The sequence below is a fragment of the Roseivirga sp. YIW32 genome (genome assembly GCF_057219245.1).
Genome location: NZ_JBXVVG010000001.1, coordinates 1579604 through 1604372 on the forward strand (window position 1 = coordinate 1579604; position 24769 = coordinate 1604372).

General features: G+C 43.5%; 24 protein-coding genes. 15 read left to right on the forward strand and 9 right to left on the reverse strand.

Going from position 1 to position 24769, the window contains the following annotated elements:
- Positions 1-26 precede the first annotated feature (26 nt).
- Positions 27-926 (forward strand): universal stress protein, encoded by a 900-nt coding sequence (locus AC2D6U_RS07645; protein ID WP_484720590.1) that lies wholly within the window; start codon positions 27-29, stop codon positions 924-926.
- Positions 927-981: 55 nt separating this feature from the next.
- Positions 982-2103 (forward strand): DmpA family aminopeptidase, encoded by a 1122-nt coding sequence (locus AC2D6U_RS07650; RefSeq protein WP_484720360.1) that lies wholly within the window; start codon positions 982-984, stop codon positions 2101-2103.
- Here the strand turns inward: AC2D6U_RS07650 and AC2D6U_RS07655 are convergent.
- A complete protein-coding gene (locus tag AC2D6U_RS07655) occupies positions 2100-2564 on the reverse strand; it encodes a MarR family winged helix-turn-helix transcriptional regulator (RefSeq protein ID WP_484720361.1) in 465 nt (154 codons plus the stop codon). The genes AC2D6U_RS07650 and AC2D6U_RS07655 overlap by 4 nt on opposite strands.
- A 123-nt stretch (positions 2565-2687) precedes the next feature.
- Here AC2D6U_RS07655 and AC2D6U_RS07660 point away from each other — a divergent pair, with 123 nt between their 5' ends.
- From AC2D6U_RS07660 to dapA, 8 genes are all read left to right on the forward strand, one after another.
- Complete coding sequence (locus tag AC2D6U_RS07660) at positions 2688-3227, forward strand: RNA polymerase sigma factor (protein ID WP_484720362.1); 540 nt, start codon at positions 2688-2690, stop codon at positions 3225-3227.
- Positions 3228-3258: 31 nt separating this feature from the next.
- A complete protein-coding gene (locus AC2D6U_RS07665; protein WP_484720363.1) occupies positions 3259-3780 on the forward strand; it encodes a hypothetical protein in 522 nt (173 codons plus the stop codon).
- Position 3781: 1 nt separating this feature from the next.
- On the forward strand, positions 3782-4270 hold the full coding sequence (locus AC2D6U_RS07670) for a hypothetical protein (RefSeq protein WP_484720364.1): 489 nt from the start codon (positions 3782-3784) through the stop codon (positions 4268-4270).
- A gap of 70 nt (positions 4271-4340) precedes the next feature.
- Positions 4341-5564: an exodeoxyribonuclease VII large subunit gene (xseA, locus tag AC2D6U_RS07675; RefSeq protein ID WP_484720365.1), complete on the forward strand. Its 1224-nt coding sequence runs from the start codon at positions 4341-4343 to the stop codon at positions 5562-5564.
- A complete protein-coding gene (gene xseB, locus AC2D6U_RS07680) occupies positions 5564-5758 on the forward strand; it encodes an exodeoxyribonuclease VII small subunit (protein WP_484720366.1) in 195 nt (64 codons plus the stop codon). The genes xseA and xseB overlap by 1 nt, the downstream gene beginning before the upstream one ends.
- Position 5759: 1 nt before the next feature.
- Entirely contained in the window at positions 5760-7811 is a 2052-nt protein-coding gene (gene ligA / locus AC2D6U_RS07685; RefSeq protein WP_484720367.1) for an NAD-dependent DNA ligase LigA, read from the forward strand.
- Positions 7811-8332: a DUF6913 domain-containing protein gene (locus tag AC2D6U_RS07690; RefSeq protein ID WP_484720368.1), complete on the forward strand. Its 522-nt coding sequence runs from the start codon at positions 7811-7813 to the stop codon at positions 8330-8332. Before ligA ends, AC2D6U_RS07690 begins: the two co-directional genes overlap by 1 nt.
- The gene (gene dapA / locus AC2D6U_RS07695) at positions 8325-9185 is read left to right on the forward strand and encodes a 4-hydroxy-tetrahydrodipicolinate synthase (RefSeq protein WP_484720369.1); all 861 of its coding nucleotides are present in this window, start codon (positions 8325-8327) and stop codon (positions 9183-9185) included. The genes AC2D6U_RS07690 and dapA overlap by 8 nt, the downstream gene beginning before the upstream one ends.
- Positions 9186-9248: 63 nt before the next feature.
- Here dapA and AC2D6U_RS07700 read toward each other — a convergent pair whose 3' ends face one another.
- A complete protein-coding gene (locus AC2D6U_RS07700; RefSeq protein ID WP_484720370.1) occupies positions 9249-9422 on the reverse strand; it encodes a histone H1 in 174 nt (57 codons plus the stop codon).
- A gap of 99 nt (positions 9423-9521) precedes the next feature.
- A complete protein-coding gene (locus AC2D6U_RS07705) occupies positions 9522-10772 on the reverse strand; it encodes an aminotransferase class I/II-fold pyridoxal phosphate-dependent enzyme (protein ID WP_484720371.1) in 1251 nt (416 codons plus the stop codon).
- A gap of 152 nt (positions 10773-10924) precedes the next feature.
- On the opposite strand from AC2D6U_RS07705, the gene AC2D6U_RS07710 reads away from it, so the two are divergent.
- Genes AC2D6U_RS07710 through AC2D6U_RS07720 form a run of 3 tightly spaced genes read left to right on the forward strand, consistent with a single transcriptional unit; the run spans position 10925 to position 14258 of the window.
- Positions 10925-12409 carry an acetyl-CoA carboxylase biotin carboxylase subunit gene (locus AC2D6U_RS07710; RefSeq protein WP_484720372.1) on the forward strand — a complete coding sequence of 495 codons (1485 nt, stop codon included), beginning with the start codon at positions 10925-10927 and terminating at the stop codon, positions 12407-12409.
- On the forward strand, positions 12410-13717 hold the full coding sequence (locus AC2D6U_RS07715; protein WP_484720373.1) for a DUF1015 domain-containing protein: 1308 nt from the start codon (positions 12410-12412) through the stop codon (positions 13715-13717).
- A complete protein-coding gene (locus tag AC2D6U_RS07720) occupies positions 13683-14258 on the forward strand; it encodes a Maf family nucleotide pyrophosphatase (RefSeq protein ID WP_484720374.1) in 576 nt (191 codons plus the stop codon). Before AC2D6U_RS07715 ends, AC2D6U_RS07720 begins: the two co-directional genes overlap by 35 nt.
- Positions 14259-14282: 24 nt before the next feature.
- Here the strand turns inward: AC2D6U_RS07720 and AC2D6U_RS07725 are convergent, their stop codons facing one another.
- Genes AC2D6U_RS07725 through sdaAB form a run of 3 tightly spaced genes read right to left on the reverse strand, consistent with a single transcriptional unit; the run spans position 14283 to position 17817 of the window.
- Positions 14283-15659: an efflux RND transporter periplasmic adaptor subunit gene (locus AC2D6U_RS07725; protein WP_484720375.1), complete on the reverse strand. Its 1377-nt coding sequence runs from the start codon at positions 15657-15659 to the stop codon at positions 14283-14285.
- A 9-nt stretch (positions 15660-15668) separates the two neighbouring features.
- The gene (locus tag AC2D6U_RS07730; RefSeq protein WP_484720376.1) at positions 15669-17129 is read right to left on the reverse strand and encodes a TolC family protein; all 1461 of its coding nucleotides are present in this window, start codon (positions 17127-17129) and stop codon (positions 15669-15671) included.
- Positions 17130-17139: 10 nt separating this feature from the next.
- Positions 17140-17817: an L-serine ammonia-lyase, iron-sulfur-dependent subunit beta gene (gene sdaAB, locus AC2D6U_RS07735; RefSeq protein WP_484720377.1), complete on the reverse strand. Its 678-nt coding sequence runs from the start codon at positions 17815-17817 to the stop codon at positions 17140-17142.
- Positions 17818-17905: 88 nt separating this feature from the next.
- Here sdaAB and AC2D6U_RS07740 point away from each other — a divergent pair, with 88 nt between their 5' ends.
- On the forward strand, positions 17906-18724 hold the full coding sequence (locus tag AC2D6U_RS07740) for an aminotransferase class IV (RefSeq protein WP_484720378.1): 819 nt from the start codon (positions 17906-17908) through the stop codon (positions 18722-18724).
- Here AC2D6U_RS07740 and AC2D6U_RS07745 read toward each other — a convergent pair.
- The gene (locus AC2D6U_RS07745) at positions 18702-19496 is read right to left on the reverse strand and encodes a thymidylate synthase (protein ID WP_484720379.1); all 795 of its coding nucleotides are present in this window, start codon (positions 19494-19496) and stop codon (positions 18702-18704) included. The two genes, AC2D6U_RS07740 and AC2D6U_RS07745, sit on opposite strands and share 23 nt — an antisense overlap.
- 99 nt (positions 19497-19595) lie before the next feature.
- Here AC2D6U_RS07745 and AC2D6U_RS07750 point away from each other — a divergent pair, with 99 nt between their 5' ends.
- Entirely contained in the window at positions 19596-21803 is a 2208-nt protein-coding gene (locus tag AC2D6U_RS07750; protein WP_484720380.1) for an efflux RND transporter permease subunit, read from the forward strand.
- Here AC2D6U_RS07750 and AC2D6U_RS07755 read toward each other — a convergent pair.
- Both AC2D6U_RS07755 and AC2D6U_RS07760 read right to left on the reverse strand, forming a co-directional pair.
- A complete protein-coding gene (locus AC2D6U_RS07755; protein WP_484720381.1) occupies positions 21798-23159 on the reverse strand; it encodes a DUF5723 family protein in 1362 nt (453 codons plus the stop codon). The genes AC2D6U_RS07750 and AC2D6U_RS07755 overlap by 6 nt on opposite strands.
- 1 nt (position 23160) lies before the next feature.
- The gene (locus tag AC2D6U_RS07760; protein WP_484720382.1) at positions 23161-24741 is read right to left on the reverse strand and encodes a hypothetical protein; all 1581 of its coding nucleotides are present in this window, start codon (positions 24739-24741) and stop codon (positions 23161-23163) included.
- Between the last annotated feature and the right edge of the window lie 28 nt (positions 24742-24769).

Consider the following 24769-nt stretch of genomic DNA (forward strand, 5'->3'; position numbering starts at 1 on the left):
ATACCATGCCTACTAGAGAGAAAATAATGGTTTTGATGGATACTTCTGAGGCCGACAAAACCTTGCTGAAATTCTTAGAACCCATTGCAACGAACAGTGAAACCAAAGAAATTCACTTTTTCAATAGCATTAGTGAAATGAAAATACCAGACCAGGTATTGAAGAGTTTTCCGGAGATCAAAGAAAACTCGATTCAGGAAAGAAAATCTCAGCTTCAAGGCCTGGCAGAACAACAGCTACCTACCGACCTATACAAGATCAGCCAATTCCACGTAAAGGAAGGGGCTCCTTCAAAAGCCATTTTGCGATTTGTTGAGAAACAGAAAATAGACCTCGTCTTAATGGGAAGGCATAAAGATTTCATTGGCGGAGGTGTTTTATCGAATCGATTAGCGAGAAGAGCTGAATGCTCGATTTTCATCGTTCCGGAGGCCGCTGAATTGAATCTTCAATTGCTACATGTTCCATGCGACTTCTCTGAGCATTCCAAAATCGCGATGGAAGAAGCTATTAAAATCTCTCGCAAGTACAAAGACATGAAGATCATCTGTCAGAATGTCTTTACTGTTCCTGGAGGCTACCACTACAGTGGCAAAACCTACGATGAATTTGCCGAAATCATGAAGGAAAATGCCAAAAAGGAATTCAAGCAATTCATGTCAGAAATTGATCATGAAGGTATTGACTTAGAAGTGGTTTATTCCTTAGATACGAACGACAACCCTGTCACCGACATCATTGATTTTGCGCATGAGCACAAGCCCAGCGCGATCATTATCGGTGTCAAAGGGAGGACAGCCACGACCGCCCTGTTCATTGGAAGCCGTGCCGAACAGTTGATCCAATACAACAGTGACATCCCTATGATGGTGGTCAGACCGAAAGGGAAAAATTCAGGAATTATTGACCTGATCAAAGAAATCTAGGAAAGAGAGGCTGAGAAATCAGCCTTTTTTCATGCACTTCTCTTAACTTGATTCCATGAAGGCATTGTCAACGCTCATTTTCCTCTGCTTGCTACCAATCTTGAGCTACGCCCAGCGCCCGGCAGATCTAGGTATCGAATTCGGTGTGATGAAACCTGGCACCCTCAATATGATCACCGATGTGCCTGGAGTGAAGGTAGGTCAGTTGACCCTCATTGAAGGTGAGCATATTCGCACAGGAGTAACCGCCATACTTCCTCACGGCAAGAACCTTTACCAAGAGAAAGTCCCTGCAGCCATCTATGTGGGCAACGGTTATGGAAAGCTTGCCGGTATTAGTCAAGTGATGGAATTAGGCAACCTCGAAACGCCAATCATCCTCACCAATACGCTCAGTGTACCCATGGGAATTCAAGGAGCCGTAAAGTATACCTTAGGTTTGCCGGGAAATGAAAATGTGGCTTCGGTGAACGCGGTAGTTGGAGAAACCAATGATGGTTTTCTCAATGACATACGCGGCATGCACGTTACCGAAGAACATGTGATTGACGCCATTTCCAAAGCCGAAGCAGCCGTCATGCTGGAAGGGAATGTAGGCGCTGGCACCGGTACTTCTGCTTTTGGTTTCAAAGGTGGAATTGGCACTTCCTCTCGTGTCATTCCAATGAGTATGGGCGGCTATACTGTGGGCGTTCTCGTCCAAACCAATTTCGGCGGCAACTTGACAATAGCAGGAGCCCCAATTGGTAAGGAGTTGGCCACTTATCCTTTTCGAAATGCCATAGAAAAGAGTGACGGTTCATGCATGATCGTGGTCATGACCGATGCACCACTTGATGCGCGACAATTGGAGCGCCTCGCAAAACGTGCGATGTTGGGCCTGGCAAAAACAGGAGGAATCGCATCCAATGGTTCAGGTGATTATGTGATTGCCGTTTCAACCGCAGAAAACATGCGGATAAAGAACCAATCCAATCAGACCACAACTGGCGGAAACCCCTTACGAAATGATGAGATGTCTCCCCTCTTCATGGCTGCAATTGAAGCAACAGAAGAAGCCATCGTGAATTCTCTTTTTGCTGCACAAGACATGACCGGTCGAGCTGGTAATACACGATATGCACTACCACGAGCCAAGGTGCTCGAATTACTCAAAAAATATGGTGTGATCGATTAATCGGTGGTAACTCCCCTCATCAGGTCAAGGGTGTCGCTCGCTTTTTCAAATAGCTCATTTTCCATCGTCTCGAATTGAGCGATCCAAGCATACATGTCGGCATCTGCCGCTGCTAACAGCTTCAGGCCTTCATCGGTGATCACTACATCTTTTGCTCGTCGATCCACTTTTGATACTTTTCGCAGAACAAGCTGTTTTGATTCCAATCGGTCAACGATGCGCGAAGCATTAGACATGCGATCTAACATGCGATCGATGAGCGAATTGATGGTGCAAGGTTCTGGATACGCACCGCGTAAAATTCTCAGTACGTTGTATTGTGGAACAGTAAGGCCAAAAGGCTTGAAGATGGAATTTTGCTGCTCCATGAGCCAACTATTGGTGTACATCACGTTCACCATGAGTTTCTCATAGGCATTTTCAAAACTTTTACCTTGTTTGATGTCTTCTTCGAGGCTCATAACAATGTAATGAAGGGCGAATTTAACAATTCTGCCAAAGGATTGCCCAGACAACTCTAAAATTTAGTCGGCAATTAAACCTTCTGCTCTTTTTCTCATCTAAATATCATAATTTCAATTGTTTTGGAAGACAGCCAACTACTTAATGATTTCAAGTCTGAAGCCACTCGACAAAGGGCTTTTCGTGAACTCGTGGATAAGTACAAGGAACGCATCTATTGGCATACGAGAAAGATCGTCATTGATCATGAAGATGCCGATGACGCAACACAAGAGACCTTCATAAAGGTCTATCGTGGTTTGAAAGACTTTCGAGAAGCTTCACAGCTCTACACCTGGATATACCGGATTGCGACAAATGAGTCCTTGAATTTATTGAAGAAAAAGAAACGGCATGAAGCATCCCCACTAGAGGATGTTTACCAAGCATTAGAACAAACCATTGACTCGGGTCATCTGATCAGTGGAGAAGAGATTCAATTGAAATTGCAGAAAGCCTTATTGCAATTACCAGAAAAACAACGGCTGGTCTTCAACATGAAGTATTTCGATGACCTCAAATACGATGAAATCGCTGAGATCACAGGAACAAGTGTAGGCGGACTTAAGGCGAGTTACCATCTAGCCGTCAAAAAGATTGAAACCTATTTAACAAGTGCTTAAACCATTTGAAGATTAAAACGTCAAAGAAGCAGTGAGTAAGAAAGAAAACCATAGCGAATCAGCAGCACATCATCCCGGAAAAGCTTATTTCGATTCGCTTACCGACAGGATCATGGAACGAGTTGAATTGGAAGAATCGGTGCTTTTCACCGACAAACGACTAAAGGTTTTGCCTTTCACTACTCCCGAAGGCTATTTTGATCAATTAGGAAATAAGATCCTGGCGGAAACAGCTGTTGAAACAAAAGTAATTCCACTATTTGCCCGAACCTGGGTTCGGTTTGCTGCAGCAGCGGCCATCGTATTGATCGCAATAGCTGGATTTGTATTGAGCCCTACATTTTCAACGAATGAAACTGAAGGGTATTTGAGCAATATACCCGATGAATTGTTGATCGACTATGTGGCGTCAGACGACAACGCAATAGAAGAACTTTTCATGCATGAAGAGGTGATGGAAGCCGTTATCGAAGACATGATGGCTGATATCGCATACAAGTACGAAGACCTGATCGATTTCGAGAAGGATGGACTTTACTTAGACAATTATTAAGATGAGAAACACATTGATCATATTACTCACCCTATGCTCCCTTAGTGGGTTCGCCCAGCGCGATAGCAATAGCCGCATGGACAGTGAGCGCATCAAAGCAGCCAAAGTGGCCTTTCTAACTGAAAAGCTAAATTTGGATTCCGAAACAGCACAGCAATTCTGGCCCATTTATAATGAGTTTGAAACGGCAAAAGATGAATTGAACAAGCAATTCTTCAACACCATGAAGAATGAAGTAGGGCTTTCCAATCCGCGAAAAGCCATGGAGGAGATCAGTGAAGCTCAAGCCGAGCAGATGGTTAAACTCATGTTTGAGAAGCGTGCTCAAGAGCTCAAGATCGAAATGGACTACATCGCTAAAGTGGGCAAGGTATTATCGGCTAAACAAACCTTAATGGTCAGCCAATTCGACGCAGAGTTTCGTCGTACACTGATGAGAAAGTTCTCTGAAGAGAGTCGAGAAAGAAGAAAATCAAACGACAATGATTGATAAGATCCTGCTTCGGCAGGATTTTTTTTGTCCTTATTGGTGACATCGATCACGTGTACTACCTTGCGTCATGGCTCACTTGACGCTCTTCCAATTCAATCAACAACTCAAAGAAACCCTTCAGGCGCAGATCGCTCCTCAACAATGGGTCATTGCTGAGATCGGTGAATTGCGCATCAATCAGAAAGGGCACTGCTACATGGAATTGGTTGAAAAGGAAGGCAATTTTATTCAGGCAAAGATCCGCGCCAATATTTGGGCCTATCAGTTCAAAAGCCTTAGTCAAGCCTTCCGACTGGCAACAGGAAGCACGCTCTCACCAGGTCAGAAAATACTACTGAATGTTACGGCTAACTTTCATGAAGTGTATGGCCTGAGTTTGACCGTAAACGACATTGATCCAAACTTCACCTTGGGAGAAAGAAGCAAGCAACGTGAGGCGATCCTCAAACGACTGAGTGCAGCAGGAGCACTTGATCAAAACAGCTCCCTCCCATTACCTTTAGTACCTCAACAGGTCGCCGTGATCAGTTCTGCCACTGCGGCAGGATATCAAGACTTTGAAGAACATCTGCAAAATAATCCACGGCAGGTTGATTTTCGATTAACCCTGTTCAATGCCCTAATGCAAGGCGACCAAGCTCCTCCTTCTATCATTGACGCGATCGACCGCATAGAGGCATCCGGCCGTTTTGACGTGATCGTATTGATCAGAGGTGGAGGAGCACAAACCGATCTGGACTGCTTTGATGATGAAGCCCTCTGCATGCGCATAAGTAAACTCCAAACACCCATATTGACTGGAATAGGTCACCAACGCGATCAGACATTGACCGACCTAGTGGCTCACACGGCACTCAAGACGCCAACCGCAGTAGCTGAATTCTTAATCGATGGTGCTTACCGTTTCGATGATGCTCTTCATGACGCTTTATTGAGGATCAAAAGGAGCTTATCCCAAAGTCTTCAACTGCGAATTAATGAGTTGGAGAAGTTTGAAATCAGACTTGAAAGAGAGGTCAACCATCAGCTGGATAAAGCTGATAACGTACTTACTCAATTGAGCACAATAATACAGCACAGGGGTAAACAACGGTTAAAAATACTTCAAACGGAACTGACTCAATTGAGTGACCGTATTTACTTGAACGATCCCAATACCCTTTTCAAAAAAGGCTACACCATTACCCTAAAAAACGGTAAGCGTATTCAGGAACAAAATGTAAATTCGGGTGATGAAATCCTCACTATTGGAGCCGGCCTGTCGATCAAAAGTAACGTGATAGATAAATAATGGACAAACAACTCAGTTATAGTAAAGCAATTGCTCGCATCAACGAAATCGTGGAAGAGATCGAATCAAACGAGCCAGACGTTGATCAATTAACAGCTTTGGTCAAAGAAGCCACAAACTTGATCGCTTCTTGCAAAGAACAGCTGCAAGATGCCGATGCACAAATAAGTGAAACACTTGAAAAGCTCGCTTAGCATGAATGTAAAAGAAGCGAAACAAGAGATCGAGTGGCTAAGCGAACTCATTGAATACCACAACGAGCTGTATTACCAGCAAAGCAGAACTGAGATTTCGGATCAGGAATTTGATCAATTGTTGGAAGCTCTCATCAAACTTGAAACGGAGTTCCCTGAATTAAAAAAACCAGATTCGCCTAGCCAACGAGTTGGCGGGACCATTACAAAAAACTTTGAAACTGTTGTTCACAAATACCCCATGCTCTCGTTGGGCAATACCTATTCCAAAGAAGACTTAAAGGAATGGGATGAACGAGTGCGCAAGGGTTTAGGAGATGATGACTTTCAATATTTCTGTGAACTAAAGTTCGACGGCGTAGCCTTGAGTCTCACTTATGAAGATGGTTTATTGGTTAGAGCCGTAACTCGAGGAGATGGCACCCAAGGAGATGACATTACTACGAATGCCAAAACCATCCGAAGTATTCCTATTCGCATAAAGCAGGATGTCCCGCCTTCTTTTGAAGTAAGAGGGGAAGTTTTCTTTCCAAAACACGAATTCAATCGCGTGAACGAAGAAAAGCTATCCAATGGAGAGCAAGCCATGGCCAATCCTCGTAACGCTGCCTCTGGCACATTAAAAATGCAAGATTCTGCTATCGTTGCACACCGAAAATTGGATTGCTACCTCTATTATCTATTGGGAGAAGCTATCCATGTTGAGACGCATTCCGAAGCGATTGAGCAACTCATCTCATGGGGCTTTAATGTTTCACCAACCTTCAGGCGCTGTAACAACATCGCAGAAGTACTGGATTATATTGAAGAATGGAAAGATAAACGGCACGAATTGGATTCGGAAACAGATGGTGTCGTCATCAAGGTTGACCGATTCAATCAGCAAGAAGAGCTAGGCTATACAGCCAAAAGTCCTCGATGGGCAATTGCCTATAAATACAAAGCAGAAAGTGCCGAGACCATCCTGGAAAGCGTGTCCTATCAAGTGGGCCGTACAGGTGCGGTCACTCCCGTAGCAAACCTGAAGCCCGTGCATTTAGCAGGAACAACTGTGAAGAGGGCCTCATTGCACAATGCCAATGAAATTGAACGCTTAGGCCTTCGAATCGGTGACACCGTCCATATCGAGAAAGGGGGAGAGATCATTCCCAAGGTGACTGCTATCAATTTCGACAAGCGTCCAAATGACTCTGTCCCGTTTGCATACATTGAACAATGCCCTGAATGTGGCACTCCTTTAGCACGAGCAGAAGGTGAAGCCAATCATTATTGTCCGAATACCTTAAGCTGCCCTCCGCAGATCCAAGGCAGAATTGAGCACTTTATTCAACGCAAGGCAATGGACATCGATAGTTTAGGCAGTGAGACCATTAGAGGCTTACTCGACAAACAATTGATCAGCAATTATGCTGACTTGTATCGCTTGACTTTCGACGAACTGAATGGACTTGAATTCACCAGCTATTCCGAGAAAAAAGGAGAGCACAGTATTCGTAGCCTTCGTGAAAAATCAGCGCGGAATATCATTGAGGCCATAGAAAAATCGAAGGAAACACCATTCGAAAAGGTACTTTTCGCGCTTGGTATTCGTTTTGTCGGCCAAACGGTAGCAGAAAAACTAGCAATGCATTTCAAAAGTATCGAACAACTTGCTCAAGCCTCGTACGACATGCTGATCGAGGTACCGGAAATTGGTGATCGCATTGCACAAAGTGTCATGGACTTTTTCCAAAACACAGCATCAGTACAGCTCATTGACCAACTAAAGGCAGCAGGTGTTCAGCTTGAACTGGAAGAACAAGAAAACGAGAACCAAAGCAATACGCTTGAAAACAAAACCTTCGTTGTGAGTGGCGTATTCAGCACGTTCAGCCGTGACGAGTTAAAAGCATCCATAAAAGCCAATGGAGGCAAAGTCGTCTCTTCTATTAGTGCAAAATTGGACTACCTCCTTGCTGGAGACAAAATGGGCCCTGCTAAATTGGAAAAAGCTACGCAACTCAATATTAATATCATCAATGAAGAGGAATACATTCAACTGATCAACTCCTAATGTCGTTTCTCGGAAAAAAAATACTCAACCTTAGGTCACGGCCTAAAAAAACAAAAAGAGCCAATCTTGAGCAACTAAGCTTTGAAACCAGTACATCATTTGGTCTCTTCTATACTTGGGAGAATAGGGCTAAAATGGAGTCGATAGAAGCCTTATCCGAGGCCCTACAAGCAGAAGGTAAAACAGTGAGTTGCCTCTGCTTCAATCCATTAAAAGAAGATATCGCGTCCATTCACCCGACCTTCGGTATCGAAAGCTTGAGTTCTTTTGGAAAGTTTAAGTCAGAAATTGTCGAGCAATTCATGCATCAACCATTCGATTATTTACTTCTTCTCGATTTCAACTTATCCGAAATATCAACCTACCTCTGTGCGCATGCACAGGCATTATGCAAAGTGGGCATTCATCAGGAACAAACGGAAGACTATTTCGATTTAATGGTACAAGTCAATGCCAATGCGGGCATCGATCAATTTATCGAACAAGTGGTTAAATACATTAAGATCATAAAACATGAATAAGTTAACGGGCACAGGAGTCGCCTTGGTGACTCCTTTTGATGAAGAAGGAGCAATTGATTTTCAGAGTTTAGAAAAACTCTTAACGTTTACTGGTCAATTTGTAGACTATTTCGTAGTAATGGGTACTACTGGTGAAAGTGCCACTTGCTCCCAAGCAGAAAAAAAAGCAGTGCTCGATTTCTGCAAAAAAAACAATCCCAATAATTTACCCATTGTTTATGGCATTGGAGGCAATAATACGGCTGCCGTGATTGATGAGATCAATTCGACAGATCTGGAGGGTGTAGAGGCTATCCTATCGGCCAGCCCGTACTACAATAAACCTAGTCAAGCAGGGATAGAGGCCCACTTCAATGCCTTGGCCAATGCAGCGCCAAAGCCCATTATTCTTTACAATGTACCTGGTCGTACAGGATCGAACATGCAAGCTGACACTACCCTCTCGCTGGCCAAACATGAGAACATCATTGGAATAAAAGAAGCATCCGGTGATTTAAAGCAATGCCAACAGATTGCTGCCAATAAGCCTGCCGACTTCTTACTCATCAGTGGTGACGACTTGCTTACCGTCGATATCATAGCAATGGGTGGAGTAGGTGTAATTTCTGTCTTGGCCAATGGTTTTCCTGATTCCTTCAGCGCATCCATTGACAAGGCTATCGCAGGGCAATACGATGAAAGCAGAAAGGTAATGTCGAGTTTCGAGGAGATCAATCCATTACTCTATCAAGAAAGTAATCCAGTAGGCATAAAAACGGTACTTTCTTTAAAAGGCGTATGTAGCAACAATGTGCGCCTCCCGTTAGTAAAGGCTTCAAGTCAGCTTAAAGAGCAACTTTCAGCCCTTATTTAATCGAAAGGACATAAAAAAAGCCAATCTTTTCAGATTGGCCTCTTTATTTTTTTGAGTTCGATATTAGCTGTTCTTAATGTTTTGAACATCAACTCTGATATCCTGCGCTAGATTTTTCAACTCCTGCATTCCTTTTCTTACTCTAGTGCCGGCAGCTTGATTTCCTTTATCATAGAATTTTTCGAAGTCACCTTCCAAAGAATCTACCAAGCTTTTTACTTTCTCAAATTGACTCATATTACTGTGTTTTAAGGTTGTTGATAAATGTATTTAACAGAAGCAAGATAAATCAAAATGTTGATTAATCAACAGTAAACGCACTTTATTTTGATTTTTTTACTCCCCAAAAGCAATTGCCAGTTCCTCTTCACGGTACTTTCCGGAAGCCAGTTTTCCTTTGATGGCTTCGAACGCCTGAATGGTTTGCTCAACGTCTTCCAAAGAATGTGAAGCTGTCGGAATCAATCGCAGAATAATCATTCCTTTTGGAACTACAGGATAGATAACTACCGAACAAAATATGTTGAAGTTTTCTCTAAGGTCCTTGCTCAACGCCGCGGCCTCTCCCACTGTTCCGTTAAGCACTACTGGTGTTACACAGGACTGCGTTGTTCCAATGCTAAAGCCTTTTTCTTTTAATCCATTCTGCAAGGCATGGACAATTGTCCATAATTTGGCCTTATGTTCCGGATTGTCTCTTAACATCGACAGTCTTTTCAATCCACCAATGACGAATGGCATAGGCAGGGACTTTGCAAAGATCTGAGAGCGCATGTTATACTTTAAGAACTTGATGATCGCTGCATCTCCTGCGACAAAAGCTCCAATTGCTGCCATTGATTTGGCAAAAGTCGAAAAATAGATGTCGATTTCGTCTTGACAACCGAGCTCTTCCCCAGTGCCAGCACCTGAAGCACCCATAGTACCGAATCCATGGGCATCATCAACTAATAACCTGAACTGGAACTTCTCCTTCAGTTTAATGATGGAGGGAAGGTCTCCGAGATTTCCGGTCATCCCAAAAACACCTTCGGTGATCACCAAAATACCGCCTCCGGTCTCTTTGGCCATTTTGGTTGCCCGCTCTAGCTGCTTTTCTAGATTTTCAATGTCGTTGTGAGGAAAAACGAAACGTTTCCCCATGTGCAAGCGCACGCCATCAATGATACAAGCATGACACTCGGCATCGTAGACAATAATATCTTTTCTATCCACTACGGCATCAATGATTGATAAGACACCCTGATAGCCGTAATTCAATAAATAGCCTGATTCTTTCCCTACAAAATCAGCAAGCTCTTGCTCCAGTTGCTCGTGATATTTGGTGTTACCAGACATCATCCGCGCTCCCATTGGGTACGCAAGTCCCCAATCTGCTGCAGCCTTTGCATCAGCCTCTCTTACCTCAGGATGGTTTCCCAAGCCTAGGTAATTATTCAAACTCCACGTCAGCACCTCTTTGCCCATAAAGGTCATCCTAGGTGCGATCTCCCCCTCTAACTTAGGAAACATAAAGTAACCTTCAGAAACATCTGAATGCTTACCCAATGGCCCCTGATTCGTCAATAATTTTTCAAATAGATCCAATGCTTATCGATTTAATCTTGTATTTCTAAGAAATGAAGTGCCAAAGGTAACACTATAATTACCATTTATCAAAAATGAAAAGGGGCATATAGGCCCTTCCCTTCTTTAAGAAATTCAATTTAATTAACTAGCATTGCAGAAAAAACCAATCGATGGAAATCAAAAAGATCTTAGTCGCTAATAGAGGAGAAATTGCCGTTCGTGTAATCAAAAGTGCTAAAAAACTAGGCATCAAAACGGTCGCCATTTATAGCGATGTAGATAGTGGTTCTCCTCATGTGATGCTGGCTGATGAGGCCGTCAATGTAGGGCCTGCCCCCTCGTCACAGTCTTACCTCGACATGGACAAAATCATTGCCGTTTGTAAGTCGCTAGAAGTGGATGCCATCCATCCTGGCTATGGTTTTTTATCTGAGAACGCCACCTTTGCGAAAAAAATAGAAGAGCATAATTTGATCTTTATTGGCCCCTCTGCCCATGCCATAGAGGTAATGGGCGATAAACTGGCAGCGAAAAACACAGTTGCCCAATATGATGTCCCCATGGTGCCTGGTGTGGATCATGCCGTTGCCACTGCGAAAGAAGCCAAAGAAATTGCTGCGTCAATCGGTTATCCTGTACTGATCAAAGCCAGTGCTGGTGGTGGTGGTAAGGGCATGCGCGTAGTTGAAGAAGAAGCGATGCTCGAAGAACAGATGGAAAGAGCCATGAGCGAAGCCAAGTCCGCTTTTGGGAACCCAGCCGTTTTCGTAGAAAAATTCATTGCCTCCCCTCGCCATATCGAGATCCAGATCATAGGCGACCAACACGGCAATATTTGTTACTTATTTGAACGAGAATGTTCAATTCAACGAAGGCATCAAAAAGTAATTGAAGAGGCTCCCTCCGCCATCTTAACCCCTGAGATCAGAAAAGCAATGGGCGAAGCAGCCATAGGAGTAGCCAAATCATGTGGCTATTACGGCGCAGGAACTGTCGAATTCATCGTAGACAATGAGCTGAACTTTTTCTTTTTGGAAATGAACACACGGCTCCAAGTTGAACATCCTGTGACAGAAGAGATCTCCGGCATTGACCTTGTGGCTGAACAAATACGGGTAGCCGAAGGAAAACCTCTCTCTTTCAAACAAGAAGATCTATCGATCAATGGGCACGCCTTTGAAGTGAGGGTCTATGCCGAAAATCCACGAGAAGGATTCCTTCCTGAAACCGGAAGATTAAATGCCTACCGAATCCCTAAGGGTGAAGGCGTGAGAGTCGACGATGGGTTTGAAGAAGGGATGGAAATTCCCATTTATTATGACCCCATGATCTCCAAACTCATCACACACGGGAAAGATCGAGAAGAAGCTCGCCTACGAATGATCAAAGCAATTGAGGACTATGAAATATCAGGATTAAGCACCACCTTGGATTTCTGCAAATTTGCCCTCGAACACGAGGCCTTCATTTCCGGGGACTTCGACACCAAATTCGTCGATAAGTATTTCACTCCCGAAAAGTTGAATATTTTTTCAGCTGAGCATGAACAATTGGCCATTGCCTTGGCCTCACATCTTGCAAGCCAGGATGATCGATTGGCCAGAGAGGCAGCAGAAAATCATCACTCCTCAGATTGGAAGCAACAACATAGATAAATGGCAGACATTTTACCGTTCAAGGCCTGGCGCTACAACAAAAGCCTTTCGCATAGCATCAGTGAATTGGCCTCGCCACTTTTTGATGTCATCAACGACAAACAAAGCGAAGCCTTATATCAAATTCCACTGAACAGTATCCACTTAAGTGTTCCAAAATCGCAGGAGACCCCCGACAATGCGCGGCAAACCATTGACAATTGGAAAAAAGAAGGAATCATCTGTCAAGACCCTATTCCTGCGATCTATGTGTATTATCAACAATTCACCTTACCCGGAATCGCAGAGCCCTTGGTTCGTAAAGGGTTCATTTGCATGATCAAAGCGGAAGATTGGGGGAAACTCGATTCCCCCATTTTAAGACACGAAAACACAATTCCACATTCCGTTGAAGGAAGAGTAGCCGTTTTGGATGCTACGGAAATGAATGTAAGTCCTACCCATGGACTTTATCACGACGAATCATTCGAGCTGGAGTCTTATATGGATGAAGCGATGAGATCGCCCGTTTACGAATTGGAAGATTATCAAGGGGTAACCGACCGATTGGCCATTATTCACGACCTGGACATCATCAAAAAATTCGTGAGCCACGTAAAGGATCAGCAGATCATTTTGGCAGATGGACATCATCGACTAGAAAGCTCGATCGCCTACCGTCAACGACGAAAAGCAGCGAATCCTGATCATAATGGAACGGAAGGATACAATTACCACTTGATGTATTTGACGAACGGTGCATCTAAGGACCTCAGAATTTTACCCACCCATCGCCTTATTCATGGCATGGAGACATTCGATAAAGACACCTTGCTCAAGAAGCTGAGTGAGTTTTTTACGATCAATCCATTGGACGATCCCTACGACATTGAAGATATTTTGCTTGGGAAGAAATGGGCATTCGGACTCCTCTTCGGTGAAGAAGTCTATAAAATTCGCCTCAAACCTGAAGTTCATGCACAATTGAATTGGGATTTCCCTGATTTGCTCAAGGAGTTGGACCTTACGGTCATGCACTACTTTATCATTGAAAAGTGTTTGGGCATACCAGGTAAAGACCAACGCCGATCACCTTACATTAGCTTTGAAAGAAACTTTCCTCTGTGCGTAAAAAAGACGATCAAGGGTGAAGCACAGTGTGCATTGATCACAAAAGAAATTGATATGAATACGGTGAGATCCGTTTGTCAATCGGGCTATACCTTACCTCAAAAATCTACCTTCTTTTATCCAAAAGTGATCAGTGGTTTTTTATTTGCCTCAATCAAAGAAGATGAATTTAGCCTACCGTTTGATCTTGGCCTCTAAGTCTCCACGGCGAAAGGAGTTGCTGGATACTTTAGACATACCTTTCCAGGTAGAAACCTACCCTATTGAGGAGGATTTCCCGGAAGCTTTGCCACCCGAGGAGGTCGCCGAATTTCTTGCCATCAAAAAAGCGAAGGGCTTTCGACAACTTCAACAAAGCGAATTACTTCTCACTTCAGATACCACCGTGATCCTAAACGCTAAAATACTCGGTAAACCGGCCAATAGAACAGAAGCCATTGCCATGCTCACAGCTTTGAGTGGAACTCGGCATGCGGTAGTCAGTGGCGTTTGCTTGACCACCTCAACCCAGCAGGTCAGCTTTAGTGAGAAAACTGCTGTCAATTTTAGACGCTTAAACCCCGATGAAATTGAGTACTACGTTGACCAGTACCACCCTTTCGACAAAGCAGGAGGTTATGGTATTCAAGAGTGGATCGGAAAGATCGGCATCACCTCAATTGAAGGAGATTATTACAATGTGGTGGGCCTACCTCTGCAATCCCTCTATCGACAACTCCAATCAAACTTTAGTGCATAAAAAAAGGCCTGTCGGCCTTTTTTTTTAATTTGATGCTGTTGCGGCTTCAGTAGCTGCGCTTGGCTTACCTCCTGCCTTCGCAGTGACCAGATCACCATCTTTCAATCTCTTGGAGACGATAAAGAAAGGACCCGAAATCACCTCTTGGCCTTCTTCTAGACCCGATAGGATTTCAATGTTGTCGTAATCACTGATTCCTGTTACTACTTCATACAGTTTAGCTGTTCCGTTCTCATTGACAAACACCACCTCTTTTAAGTTTTCTGTTCTTGCTGATACCGTGGCGTTCGCTGCATTCGCATTCGCCGTAACGCCATTGATCTCATTCTGATTACGCGTTGTCACTGCCGCCAATGGCACGGAAAGCACATTGGCCTTGGTGGTCGTAATGATCTCCACACTGGCTGTCATTCCTGGACGAAATGGCGATGGACCTGAAATCTCAGATAACAAATCGGAAAAGCTTTCATTCAGGATGCGGATCTCAACTTTGAATTCCGTGACGGCATCTGCACTGGCCTTTGGGTTGGCTGTATTGGCAATGGCCGTTACAACACCTTTAAATTTTTTATCCATTGCAGTATACGAGTCCACATCGATGATCGCTGTGTCTCCCTCACTTACCCTGATGATGTCGTTTTCATTGACATCCACTTGAACTTCCATCAAGTTGAGGTCTGCCAATCGCATCATTTCTGTACCTGCCATTTGCTGTGTTCCAACTACCCGTTCACCTTGCTCAACATCGAGCTTAGATATGGTTCCTGATGTTGGAGCCCTGACTACCGTCAAGCGTACATTCTCGGCGGCTTCATCAACTGTTGCCTGACTTGATTGCACGATATATTCCGATGCTTTTACCCGTTGTTCTGCCGCATCCAAATTGTACTTGGCTACTTCAAAGTTTGCCTTTGCAGTTTCGTAGTCGCTATCAGACAAAACCTGCTCATCTTTAAGCTTTTGTGCTCGCTCAAAGGCCAACTTAGATTGTGTCAACTGTGCTTCGCTTCTAAAATAATCTGCTCTTGCCGAAGCCAAATTGGCTCTTTGTTGATTTAGGTTGGCACGTGCTCGATCCAAAGCCGATTGTAGGTTGTCAGGGCGTATCTTGACCAAGATCATGCCTTCAACCACATCGTCGCCTTCTTCCACGTTCAGCTCAATGATCTCTCCGGCTACGTCCGGGCTAATTGCAATTTCCGTGACAGGCTGAACCACTCCTGAAGCGGTCACTTTTTCAACGATGGTTGCCTTCTTTACATTTCCTAGCTCCACCTCTAGCATTGTGGGAGCCCCAATGATTCCTGATTTCTTGCCGACTATTGCCAGCACTAAAATCAACACCACTGAAATCAATAATATCCAAATTAGTTTATTGGATCCTTTTTTCTTTTTTGCCATGACCTTTTCTTAATCTAAAGTGATTGGGTTACCTAAATAAAAATCTAAAATCTTCACCCGGAAGATGAAAGAGTATTTTGATTGTGTAAGTGCTGCTCTTGCGGCAAACAGGTTATTACTTGCCACCTGAAAATCCGTAAAATGAGCGGTTCCTACATTGTACTGTTGTTGTGTGGCTCTGAAAGTTTCTTCCAAAGCAGCAACACGCTTTAACGACGCTTGATACGACTTATAGCTTGCGATAGCATTCGTATGTGCCGTTTCTACATTTTGTCTTAAGGTATTCTTTGTGTTTTGCGCAGTGATCTCAGCACGTTGTTTTTGAATTTCAGCTCGCTGGACAGAAGATTTTGTTGCCAAACGGTTGAAAATAGGAATGTTCAAGTTTACCCGAACGGATTGACCCAGGTTATCTTCAAATTGATCATTCCAAACATAGTTTTCATTTCGAGTCGGAATAGTCACCGTTCTCGGATTAGATAAAACGGTTTCATTGGTTCCTTGCACGAAACCAATGGGTGCCGCAGGTACATTGACGTCTTGAGTTCCCGTGATCTGAACAGCTTGGTCTGAATAGTTAGTAGTAAGACTTCCAGCAACAGATAAGGAAGGAAGAAATCCACTTTTAGAAATTTTCACACCTATGTCAGAACTTTCGACTCCGAGTTCAGCGCTTTTCACTTCTGGTTGGGTAGTGAGTGCGATTTTATAAATTTCATCTGAATCGGTCACTTCAATCGCTACGTTTTCGACAGCAAGTTCTGGCACTTCAATTTCTAGGTCCTCGATGGCCGGCATTTGCATCGACTGCTTCAGGTTGAGTATGGAAATTGATAAAGTGTTTTCTGCATTGACCACAGAGACTTCATTTGAAGCTACCTGAGATTCTAGATCTAACTGATTGGTCAGAGGTAAAGAACCAGCAGCAACTAAGACCTTGGTACGCTCCAATTGTTGTTTGGTTACTTCCAACTGGAATTCTGCATTTGCCAGTTGCTCTCTGTTCAAGAGTACATTGAGGTAGTTGGTGGCCACATTCAATGCAATGTCGTTTTTCGCTTTTTCCAGATCGTATTGACTTGCCTCAACGTCAATCTTATTTCTTTTGATCGTATTCCTCATCATTCCACCCTGGTAAAGATTCACGCTGGCATTAGCGGAAATACCTCCACTCAAGAAGTCTCTACTGACGAAGTTGTTGGTTACCGGATCAATGGTACGACCAAATGATTTACCCAAACTTCCACCTGCATTCAAGTTCGGCGCAAGGGCCCACTGCGACTGCTTCAAATTGATCTCTGTACCCAATTGATTTAACTCTGAGTTTCTGACGTTTAGGTTATTCTCCCAAGCGTAATTGATACACTCCTCCAGCGACCAAGTCTCTCCTGGTCCCTTGTCCTGACCCTTTACGAGCGAGAAACTCAATAGGAGCATCAATGTTGTTTTAGTAATCGTTCTGAATTTCATTTCCTTTTTGTTAAAAATCTATATCAGGGATAAAGGTCACCGCCTTTATCCAATGTAAATGCTTTAAATAATCTAGAGTAACCTGCGGAGGTTTGCTATCGATCTCAATGACATGACAGGCTAAATCATTCTTACCTTTTCTATTGACCGACATAGAAGCAATGTTGCACTCATCATTAGCCAATACTGTTGCGATGAACGCCACGGCACCCCTCCTGTCTTCAGCAAAGATCATTAGGGTAGACAAATTTGCATTAAAACCAACAGAAAACTCATTCAAGCCAACAATTTTGATGACGCCTCCACCTCTACTTTCGCCGATCACCTCAACCTGCTTTTCACCAGCAGAGGCTTTTACTTTGACCGAGTTAGGGTGCATGATCGAGGCATTGCCAACTGACCTGAATTTGAATTCAAAGCCATGTTTCTCTGCCTCCTCAAACGCCGTTTTGATCCGAATGTCATCGGTTTTGAAATCCAACAATCCAGCAATGATTGCCCTGTCGCTTCCATGCCCTTCGTAGGTTCGTGCAAAGGAATTATAAAACGTGATCTCCGCTTTTTCAGGAGAAGCCCCTAAAAACTTGCGTGCCACACGACCAATACGAACCACTCCTGCTGTATGCGAGCTTGAAGGACCTATCATCACAGGTCCGATCATATCAAATACACTACTTTGCTCTGCCATGGTTACACAGGTCTTTACGTTACGGCGCAATGATAAGGAAATAACACTCTCATGATTTCTGTTTATGTTTGAATGGTTGATTCATTCCATGAAAGCGATATATAACTCCCGAATTACCGAAGAGGAAAACATCCAAATCTCTGCAAATAACCGCGGATTCTGCTATGGAGACGGGCTATTCGAAACGATTGTTACAGGTACACAGCGAATTAATTTAATTCCTCAACATCTTGATCGGCTGATGCGGCACTCAGAACGTCTCGGGATTCAGCTATCGAAAACGACACTTCAGGAGCTACCTGAAAGAGTTGAAGCCCTTAGACAGCTAAACAACATTGAAGGTGATTGCCGAACGAAAATCATGGTATGGCGTAAATCAGGAGGTCTTTACGCACCAACTGAGCAAAATGGAGAGGTGTTGATCACACAAAAAAAGACGTCAAAACCACTTGTCAATTGTGCAGCAACAATTGGAATCTCCAATGATGTCCAAAACCATTATTGGAAGTATGCGGGCATTAAATCATTGAACGCCCTGCACTATGTAATGGCAGGGCAAGAAATGTTGCGTAAAGAATTGGATGAGATCATCCTTCTCGATCAACGTGGTTTTTTGAGCGAAACGCATCTCGGGAATCTTTTTTGGCTGAAAGACGACAGGCTGTACACACCGGCATTAACAACTGGATGTGTTGAGGGAGTGATGAGGAGTTTCATCATCAACTTCTACCAAGATATCGGAAGCCCAGTAGAAATCGTTGAGGAGAAACCGGATGCGCTTGATGAGGCGAACAGCATGTTCTCGACAAATGCATCGGGTATCACTTGGTTCGAAGGGTATAAACGGTCTCTTTCCGACCCAACCCTTTTTCTTGAAGAATTGATCAAACGGCTACAGCAGCCTTGATATGAGGATGAGGATCATAACCGATCAACTCAAAGTCCTCAAATTTAAAATCGAAGATGCTTTTCACTGAAGGATTGATCTTCATGGTTGGCAATGGCCTGAACTCTCTGGACAATTGCAATTCAGCCTGCTCATAGTGGTTACTGTAAAGATGTGCGTCTCCAAAGGTATGAACAAATTCACCGGGCTGAAGGTCGCATACCTGAGCCACCATGAGTACAAGAAGGGCATAACTCGCAATGTTAAACGGTACACCTAAAAAGACATCTGCACTACGCTGGTAAAGCTGACAGCTCAGTTTTCCATCTGCCACATAAAACTGAAAGAACGTGTGACATGGAGGAAGCGCCATGTGATCTACATCTGCCACGTTCCATGCACTCACAATGAGCCTTCTACTATCCGGATTCGTTTTGATGTTGTGGATCAGTTTTTCGATCTGGTCTATGGTGCCACCGTTTCCATCAGGCCAGTTGCGCCATTGATAACCATAAACCGGACCCAGATCTCCATTTTCATCCGCCCATTCATCCCAGATTCTTACCCCGTTATCCTTCAGGTATTTGATGTTGGTATCGCCCGCTAAAAACCACAGCAACTCGTGAATAATAGAACGTAAGTGAAGCTTTTTGGTCGTGACCACTGGAAAACCTTCTGACAGATCAAAACGCATTTGGTAACCAAATACACTCTTAGTTCCGGTACCCGTGCGATCACTCTTTTCTACTCCATTGGCTAAAATGTGTCGCATGAGGTCGTGGTATTGTTGCATAGTGGATGGGCTTTTCTTGAACTATTGAATGTTCAAAATAAACGAAATTCCCTTGAATGAGAAGGGTAATTATGAAGAAAATTCTGCTACTTCGTTTCAATGAAAGCAGAGCACCTGAAGCGCTTTTCACAATTCTCAATTACCTTGATCATCGGCCTCTCTGTGCTGTCTATCTTTCAATTGAATAAACTGAGGTTCGACTATTCATTCGAAAGCTTTTTCCCGATCAATGACCCGGAGTTGGATTATTATGAACGTTTCATCGATGCCTTTGGCCAGCAAAATGACTTCTTATTTCTCGCCATTGAAGACCTTGACCTACAGGACACGAGTCACTTGTCTCATTTGGCAGAGATTGAGGAGGCCTTAGAAGAAATGCCTGAAGTCATTGCCGTTCGAAGCCTCTTTGATGAAGCGATCTATCAACTTACTCCTTTCGGCCTGAATAGCATCCAAAAATATCCGATCGATCGCCCCATAACGTTCAACGATAAGCAGCAGAAGACGGATATTGGCCTTTATTTTAGCAAAACTGAAGATGCCGTTTTGATGGTTATTCAGCATCAGCCATTCGAAAATAAACGTGTAGCGGACAACTTCTACTCCGACTTGCTATACTGGTTAGATGCAGAGGTTCGCTTCCCTACCGTTAGTTCAGGTAAAATTCAAATGCAGAAAGACTTTACTGAACTGCTGGAACAAGAACTGGGCTTGCTTTTGGGTACTGGATTTGGTGTCTACCTTGTGATCCTTTTCTTTTTATTCAAAAGTGTCAAACGTGTTTTTTATTCCGTCCTGGTCATGGGGTTCACCCTTTTATTGACCCTTGGCATAATGGGTTTTGTCCATCAACCGATTGACGTCATGATGGTCATGCTTCCCGCCATTTTGCTCATTATCTCATTATCAGATTCCATTCATTTGATCAATAAATATGACTATCACCTCAGCAGATCCCCTAACGAACATGCCCTTGTCATCGCCTTCAATAGCATCGGAAAAGCCAACCTCATCACTTCGCTTACCACAGCCATTGGTTTTCTAGGCCTTTATTTTATTCCGATCAAACCCATTCGTGATTTTGGCTTGTATGCTGCCATTGGCATCATGATCGCCTTGATCGTCACCATGACCTTGATCCCTGCTCTGCTTTACTTTGCACCCGGAAAGCCCCAACGGAGTAAAGGACGACAACAGCTCGAAACACTCACTAGACGGCTAGGTGCTTTCGGAAAGAACACGAGGTGGTTGACTGTCCTGACCTCATTGGTCATACTCTCAGGTATTTTCCAACTAAAGCTGAATACCGGACTGATTGTTGGATTACAAAAGGATGAACCCCTATTAGAAAAGGTAGCTTATTTCGACCAGCATTTTAATGGATACCGCCCCGTTGAAGTTGGCATCGAATTGAATGAATCACATCCCACAGATACACTGATCAGCCGTAAGATTGAGCAGATCGAGAGACTCCTTGCCAAAGAATTTCAAGCAAAAGGCATCAATTCAACCAACACCTTGGTCAAGAAGATCAATTCTTCGATCTATGGTGGATCACCAAACTACCTAAAGCTGCCTAAAACACAGGATATTCCACGAATAAAACGCTTTTATGAAAGTAAAAAACTCGAAGATGCTGTCCGTACCGTTTCCTCTGATTCGCCTCAATTGATTCGCATGTTTGGCCTCTCGCCTGACCTCGGGAGTAGCTATTTTTTGAATCAAAAAAGCAAACTCGACAGTCTGTTTAATGAAATAAACGATGAGAATTTTGAAGCTAGACTCACAGGCAGCTCCTATCTAATTGACAAGACTGATCGTTATGTAATCGAAGCTCTTTTAAAAGGGTTGGCCTTTGCTTGTTTGACCATCACCTTGATCACTTTACTCTTTTATCGTTCTTGGCAAACTTCCCTTTTGATCCTGCTGGTGAATGTGATTCCCTTGTTGCTACTTTTTGGCCTGATGGGTTTACTAGGGATTGATCTGAACATTTCAACAGCCATCATCTTCACGGTAGCTTTTGGTATAGCCGTGGACGATAGTATCCATCTGATCTCGCGCTATCGTTTAGAAAAAGAAGCCGGAAAATCAAAAGACGAGGCACTGGATTTAGCTCGTTATCAAACGGGAAAAAGCATCTTATTTACCTCCATCGCCATCTCACTTGGCTTTGGTGTACTCCTGGGGTCTGGATTCTCTGCTGTCTATTACCTAGGTCTTTTTATTTGCTCTACTGCTCTTATCGCAGTCTGGTTTGACCTGAAACTGCTACCCTATTTGATCGCGAAGTGGAAAGTGTTATAGCTTATCGAGGTCCACGATCTTATCTTTTTTCCATTTCTTGTATCCAAACATAAGATTGAAACCAAACCTGAAGTCAACTTTCGAATACTGCTCTGGTCTATTCAAGAGCAGTATGTTATCAAGTGCCATGTAAAGTTGCACCGGACCTATACTTGATGCCAAGCTTGCCCCTAAATTGAACTCGGTATTGGCTCTTCGATAAGAACCCACTGCACCAACTACAAAATTTTCAAATCGGTGGTTAAAGGATAAAGCAACGTTTCCGGGCAGATCACTGAAAGCGTTATTCTTAAAATATGTTAGAGAAAAACGATCATTTGGTGTTATAAAACCTGTTGCTGTAAAGTAATACCGCGTACCTAAATTTGATTCAAAAGCCTCTTGTGTTTCATTTGAATTGAACTTAGATCCCAAACTGTCTCGAAGAATGTTATCCGCTTCACCAATGCTGGTCAAATCGAGCCCCTGATAGGTGACAATAGCGTCTTCCGTTTGGTAATTTCGAACTTGTTCGGTCCATTTGATCTTTCCGATATCATTGATGGCCGCCTCTAATTGCAAAAAGGGCAGCACCTTGTATTTGGCTCCAAAATCAAATGCTACGGACCTGTTTTGATTGCTGATCAGGTAATTTGTGAATTCATTACCCTCGTAGGCCCCTGAATTAAAGAGAAAATCTAAACCCGCTGTATTCACTTGCCCGTCGTTGACGGAGATGGTCCAAAGAAAATCTTCTTCTCTTGTATGAAGACTTCCTTCAAAACTATCCTCAAGAGAGCCATGGAATAAGCCTTGAACCAATTTGACTCTGGCGCCAATGGTTAATTTATCATTTAAAAACTGATTGGCATATCCTAGACCGTACTCATTGATCCCATTCATGACAAATTTTGTGTCAGACAAATCAACTGTGGACCCAATCGCATTGGTATTGCCATTGGCAAGGAATTCAAGCAAAGGTTCTCCATAGACCAGATCAAAGGTTGCCCGAGTGTTCGCAAAGAATGAAAACGCTCCCTTCGTTGTGTTGATATTGAGCGTAAACAAATTTGAACTCAAATCGAAGTTGGTGAAGTTTTCATTTTGAGCCGACGTTCGCAACACGTCAAAATCAATGACAAATTGGCCTTGGTCATTCTTCGACAGCAGCTGTTCTAATCTAAAGTCTGCTTGAATACTGGTTCCAAAATTAAGTGCAGGGACACTGACTGAAACCGAATTGTTCGGAATAAAGGCAGGTTGCAACGATTGCGTTTGTTGCACAAGATCTCTTAATTCGTAGAAGGCAAAGTAACCTTGTCCATGCACCTGAATTCCAGTAATAAAGAGAATGATGATGATCGCTAGCTTTTTCATATTACCCTCCCGTGCCTTTTAGTTCAACATCTGCCTGAAGGGCAATATTTATCGTAAGCAAATAATCGTCGTAGAACTTTACCGCCAAGCCTTGACCCGCATTGGTTGAAGAAAGCCGTGCTCGAACATTGAGTCGTGCTGCGTTCTCCATTTGCCGAAGGTCTTCATCTTCCAGTAAAACTTCCGTTGAACCTGTTGCTGCTCCAATGGTACGTCCATCAGGACCAACCTCAGCGGCACTGAAGACTGGCCGCTCATCAATGGTATAGATAACGTTACCATTTGCATCTAAGAACTGGATCTCCAAATCACCACCCATTGGCATTTCATTGGCCGAGTTCACTTTCAGCAAAGCTCTTTTCGCTTGTTCTACTGCTTCCCCATTCTTGAAGTCAAAAGTTTGATTTGCAATCAGTTCATCGATGGCCATATCCAAAGGTATTTCAATCAAAGCTGCCGCTTCTAAGGTATTGAGCTCATTCAAGAAATTGTATTGAACAGGTCCATTAATCGGATTAGAAATAGCGGAAAGACCCAAGCTAAAGGCACTTGGCTGGGCAGAAAAAAGTTCGGCTATATTGGAATTGGTAGCGTCTATGCTATGGATGGTCTCTCTCGTTCCTCCTTGTTCATTGATGGTGGGCGCATCAACCGTGACCAACTGCTCGGTAATGCTACCCGTCAAATTGATTATGGTCCCATCGGAAGTACTGGCTGATATTCCTGAATAATCCACTCCTAGGGGGAAGCCAAAAGAGTTTTGAATAATGAATTGAAGGCTGGGGTTAGCAAACCTTAAATCGCCATCCTCAAAAATCTCAAAGAATGCTAAATCAATTTCTTCCAAGTTGATGTTCAGCCCTTGACGTCCCACATTGCCATAAAGATCTGAATAGCCTGTGTTTCTGATTCCCAGATCAAAACTGACTCCGTCATTGGGTGCAAGATTACCTCCTGCAGGAATATCAAAGGTATAGGCAACTTCCACCAGGAATTTATTGGCTGCCGGATTGCCTAGCGCATCTAGATGAAGCAAGCCCACTTGTCCATTGAGTGCATTAGTCTCTTGTGCATTGCCTGATGCTGCAATTGTTCCATTAGCCACTACTGGTGTTCCATTCTGCGCAAGAGAGCGAAATGTCACTGCATAAGTTAAAGGATAGGAAACCGTAGAATTGAGGGACAAATTCAAGGTGCCATTATCGAAATAAATGCTATCAATTGCCTCATCTCCCTGACTTGAGAAATCAAATTCAAAAGTCTGCCTGGCAGAGAAAGGTTGTGTTGCGGGCGCATTATTGATTGTGGCATTACTTGGAAGACTGCCGCTAAAGGTTTGGTCTAGAATGTCTAGAAAATCAGAGGCTCCTTGCGCAGCTAAGCGTTCTTCGTAGATAATGGTCACCACATTATCTTCACCTGGCTCTATTATGGCAGAGCCATTATCCAATTCGATGAACAGTTCAGACACTGAGTATTCAATCTCGCCCAACGGAATGGCCAAACTACCGTCCCAAACGAATTCTCCGAATTCAGCATCTTGAAAATAATCAAGATTGCAGGCGGTCAACAATGCTATCATCGTAGCGGTAGCTAAACAATTTTTTATT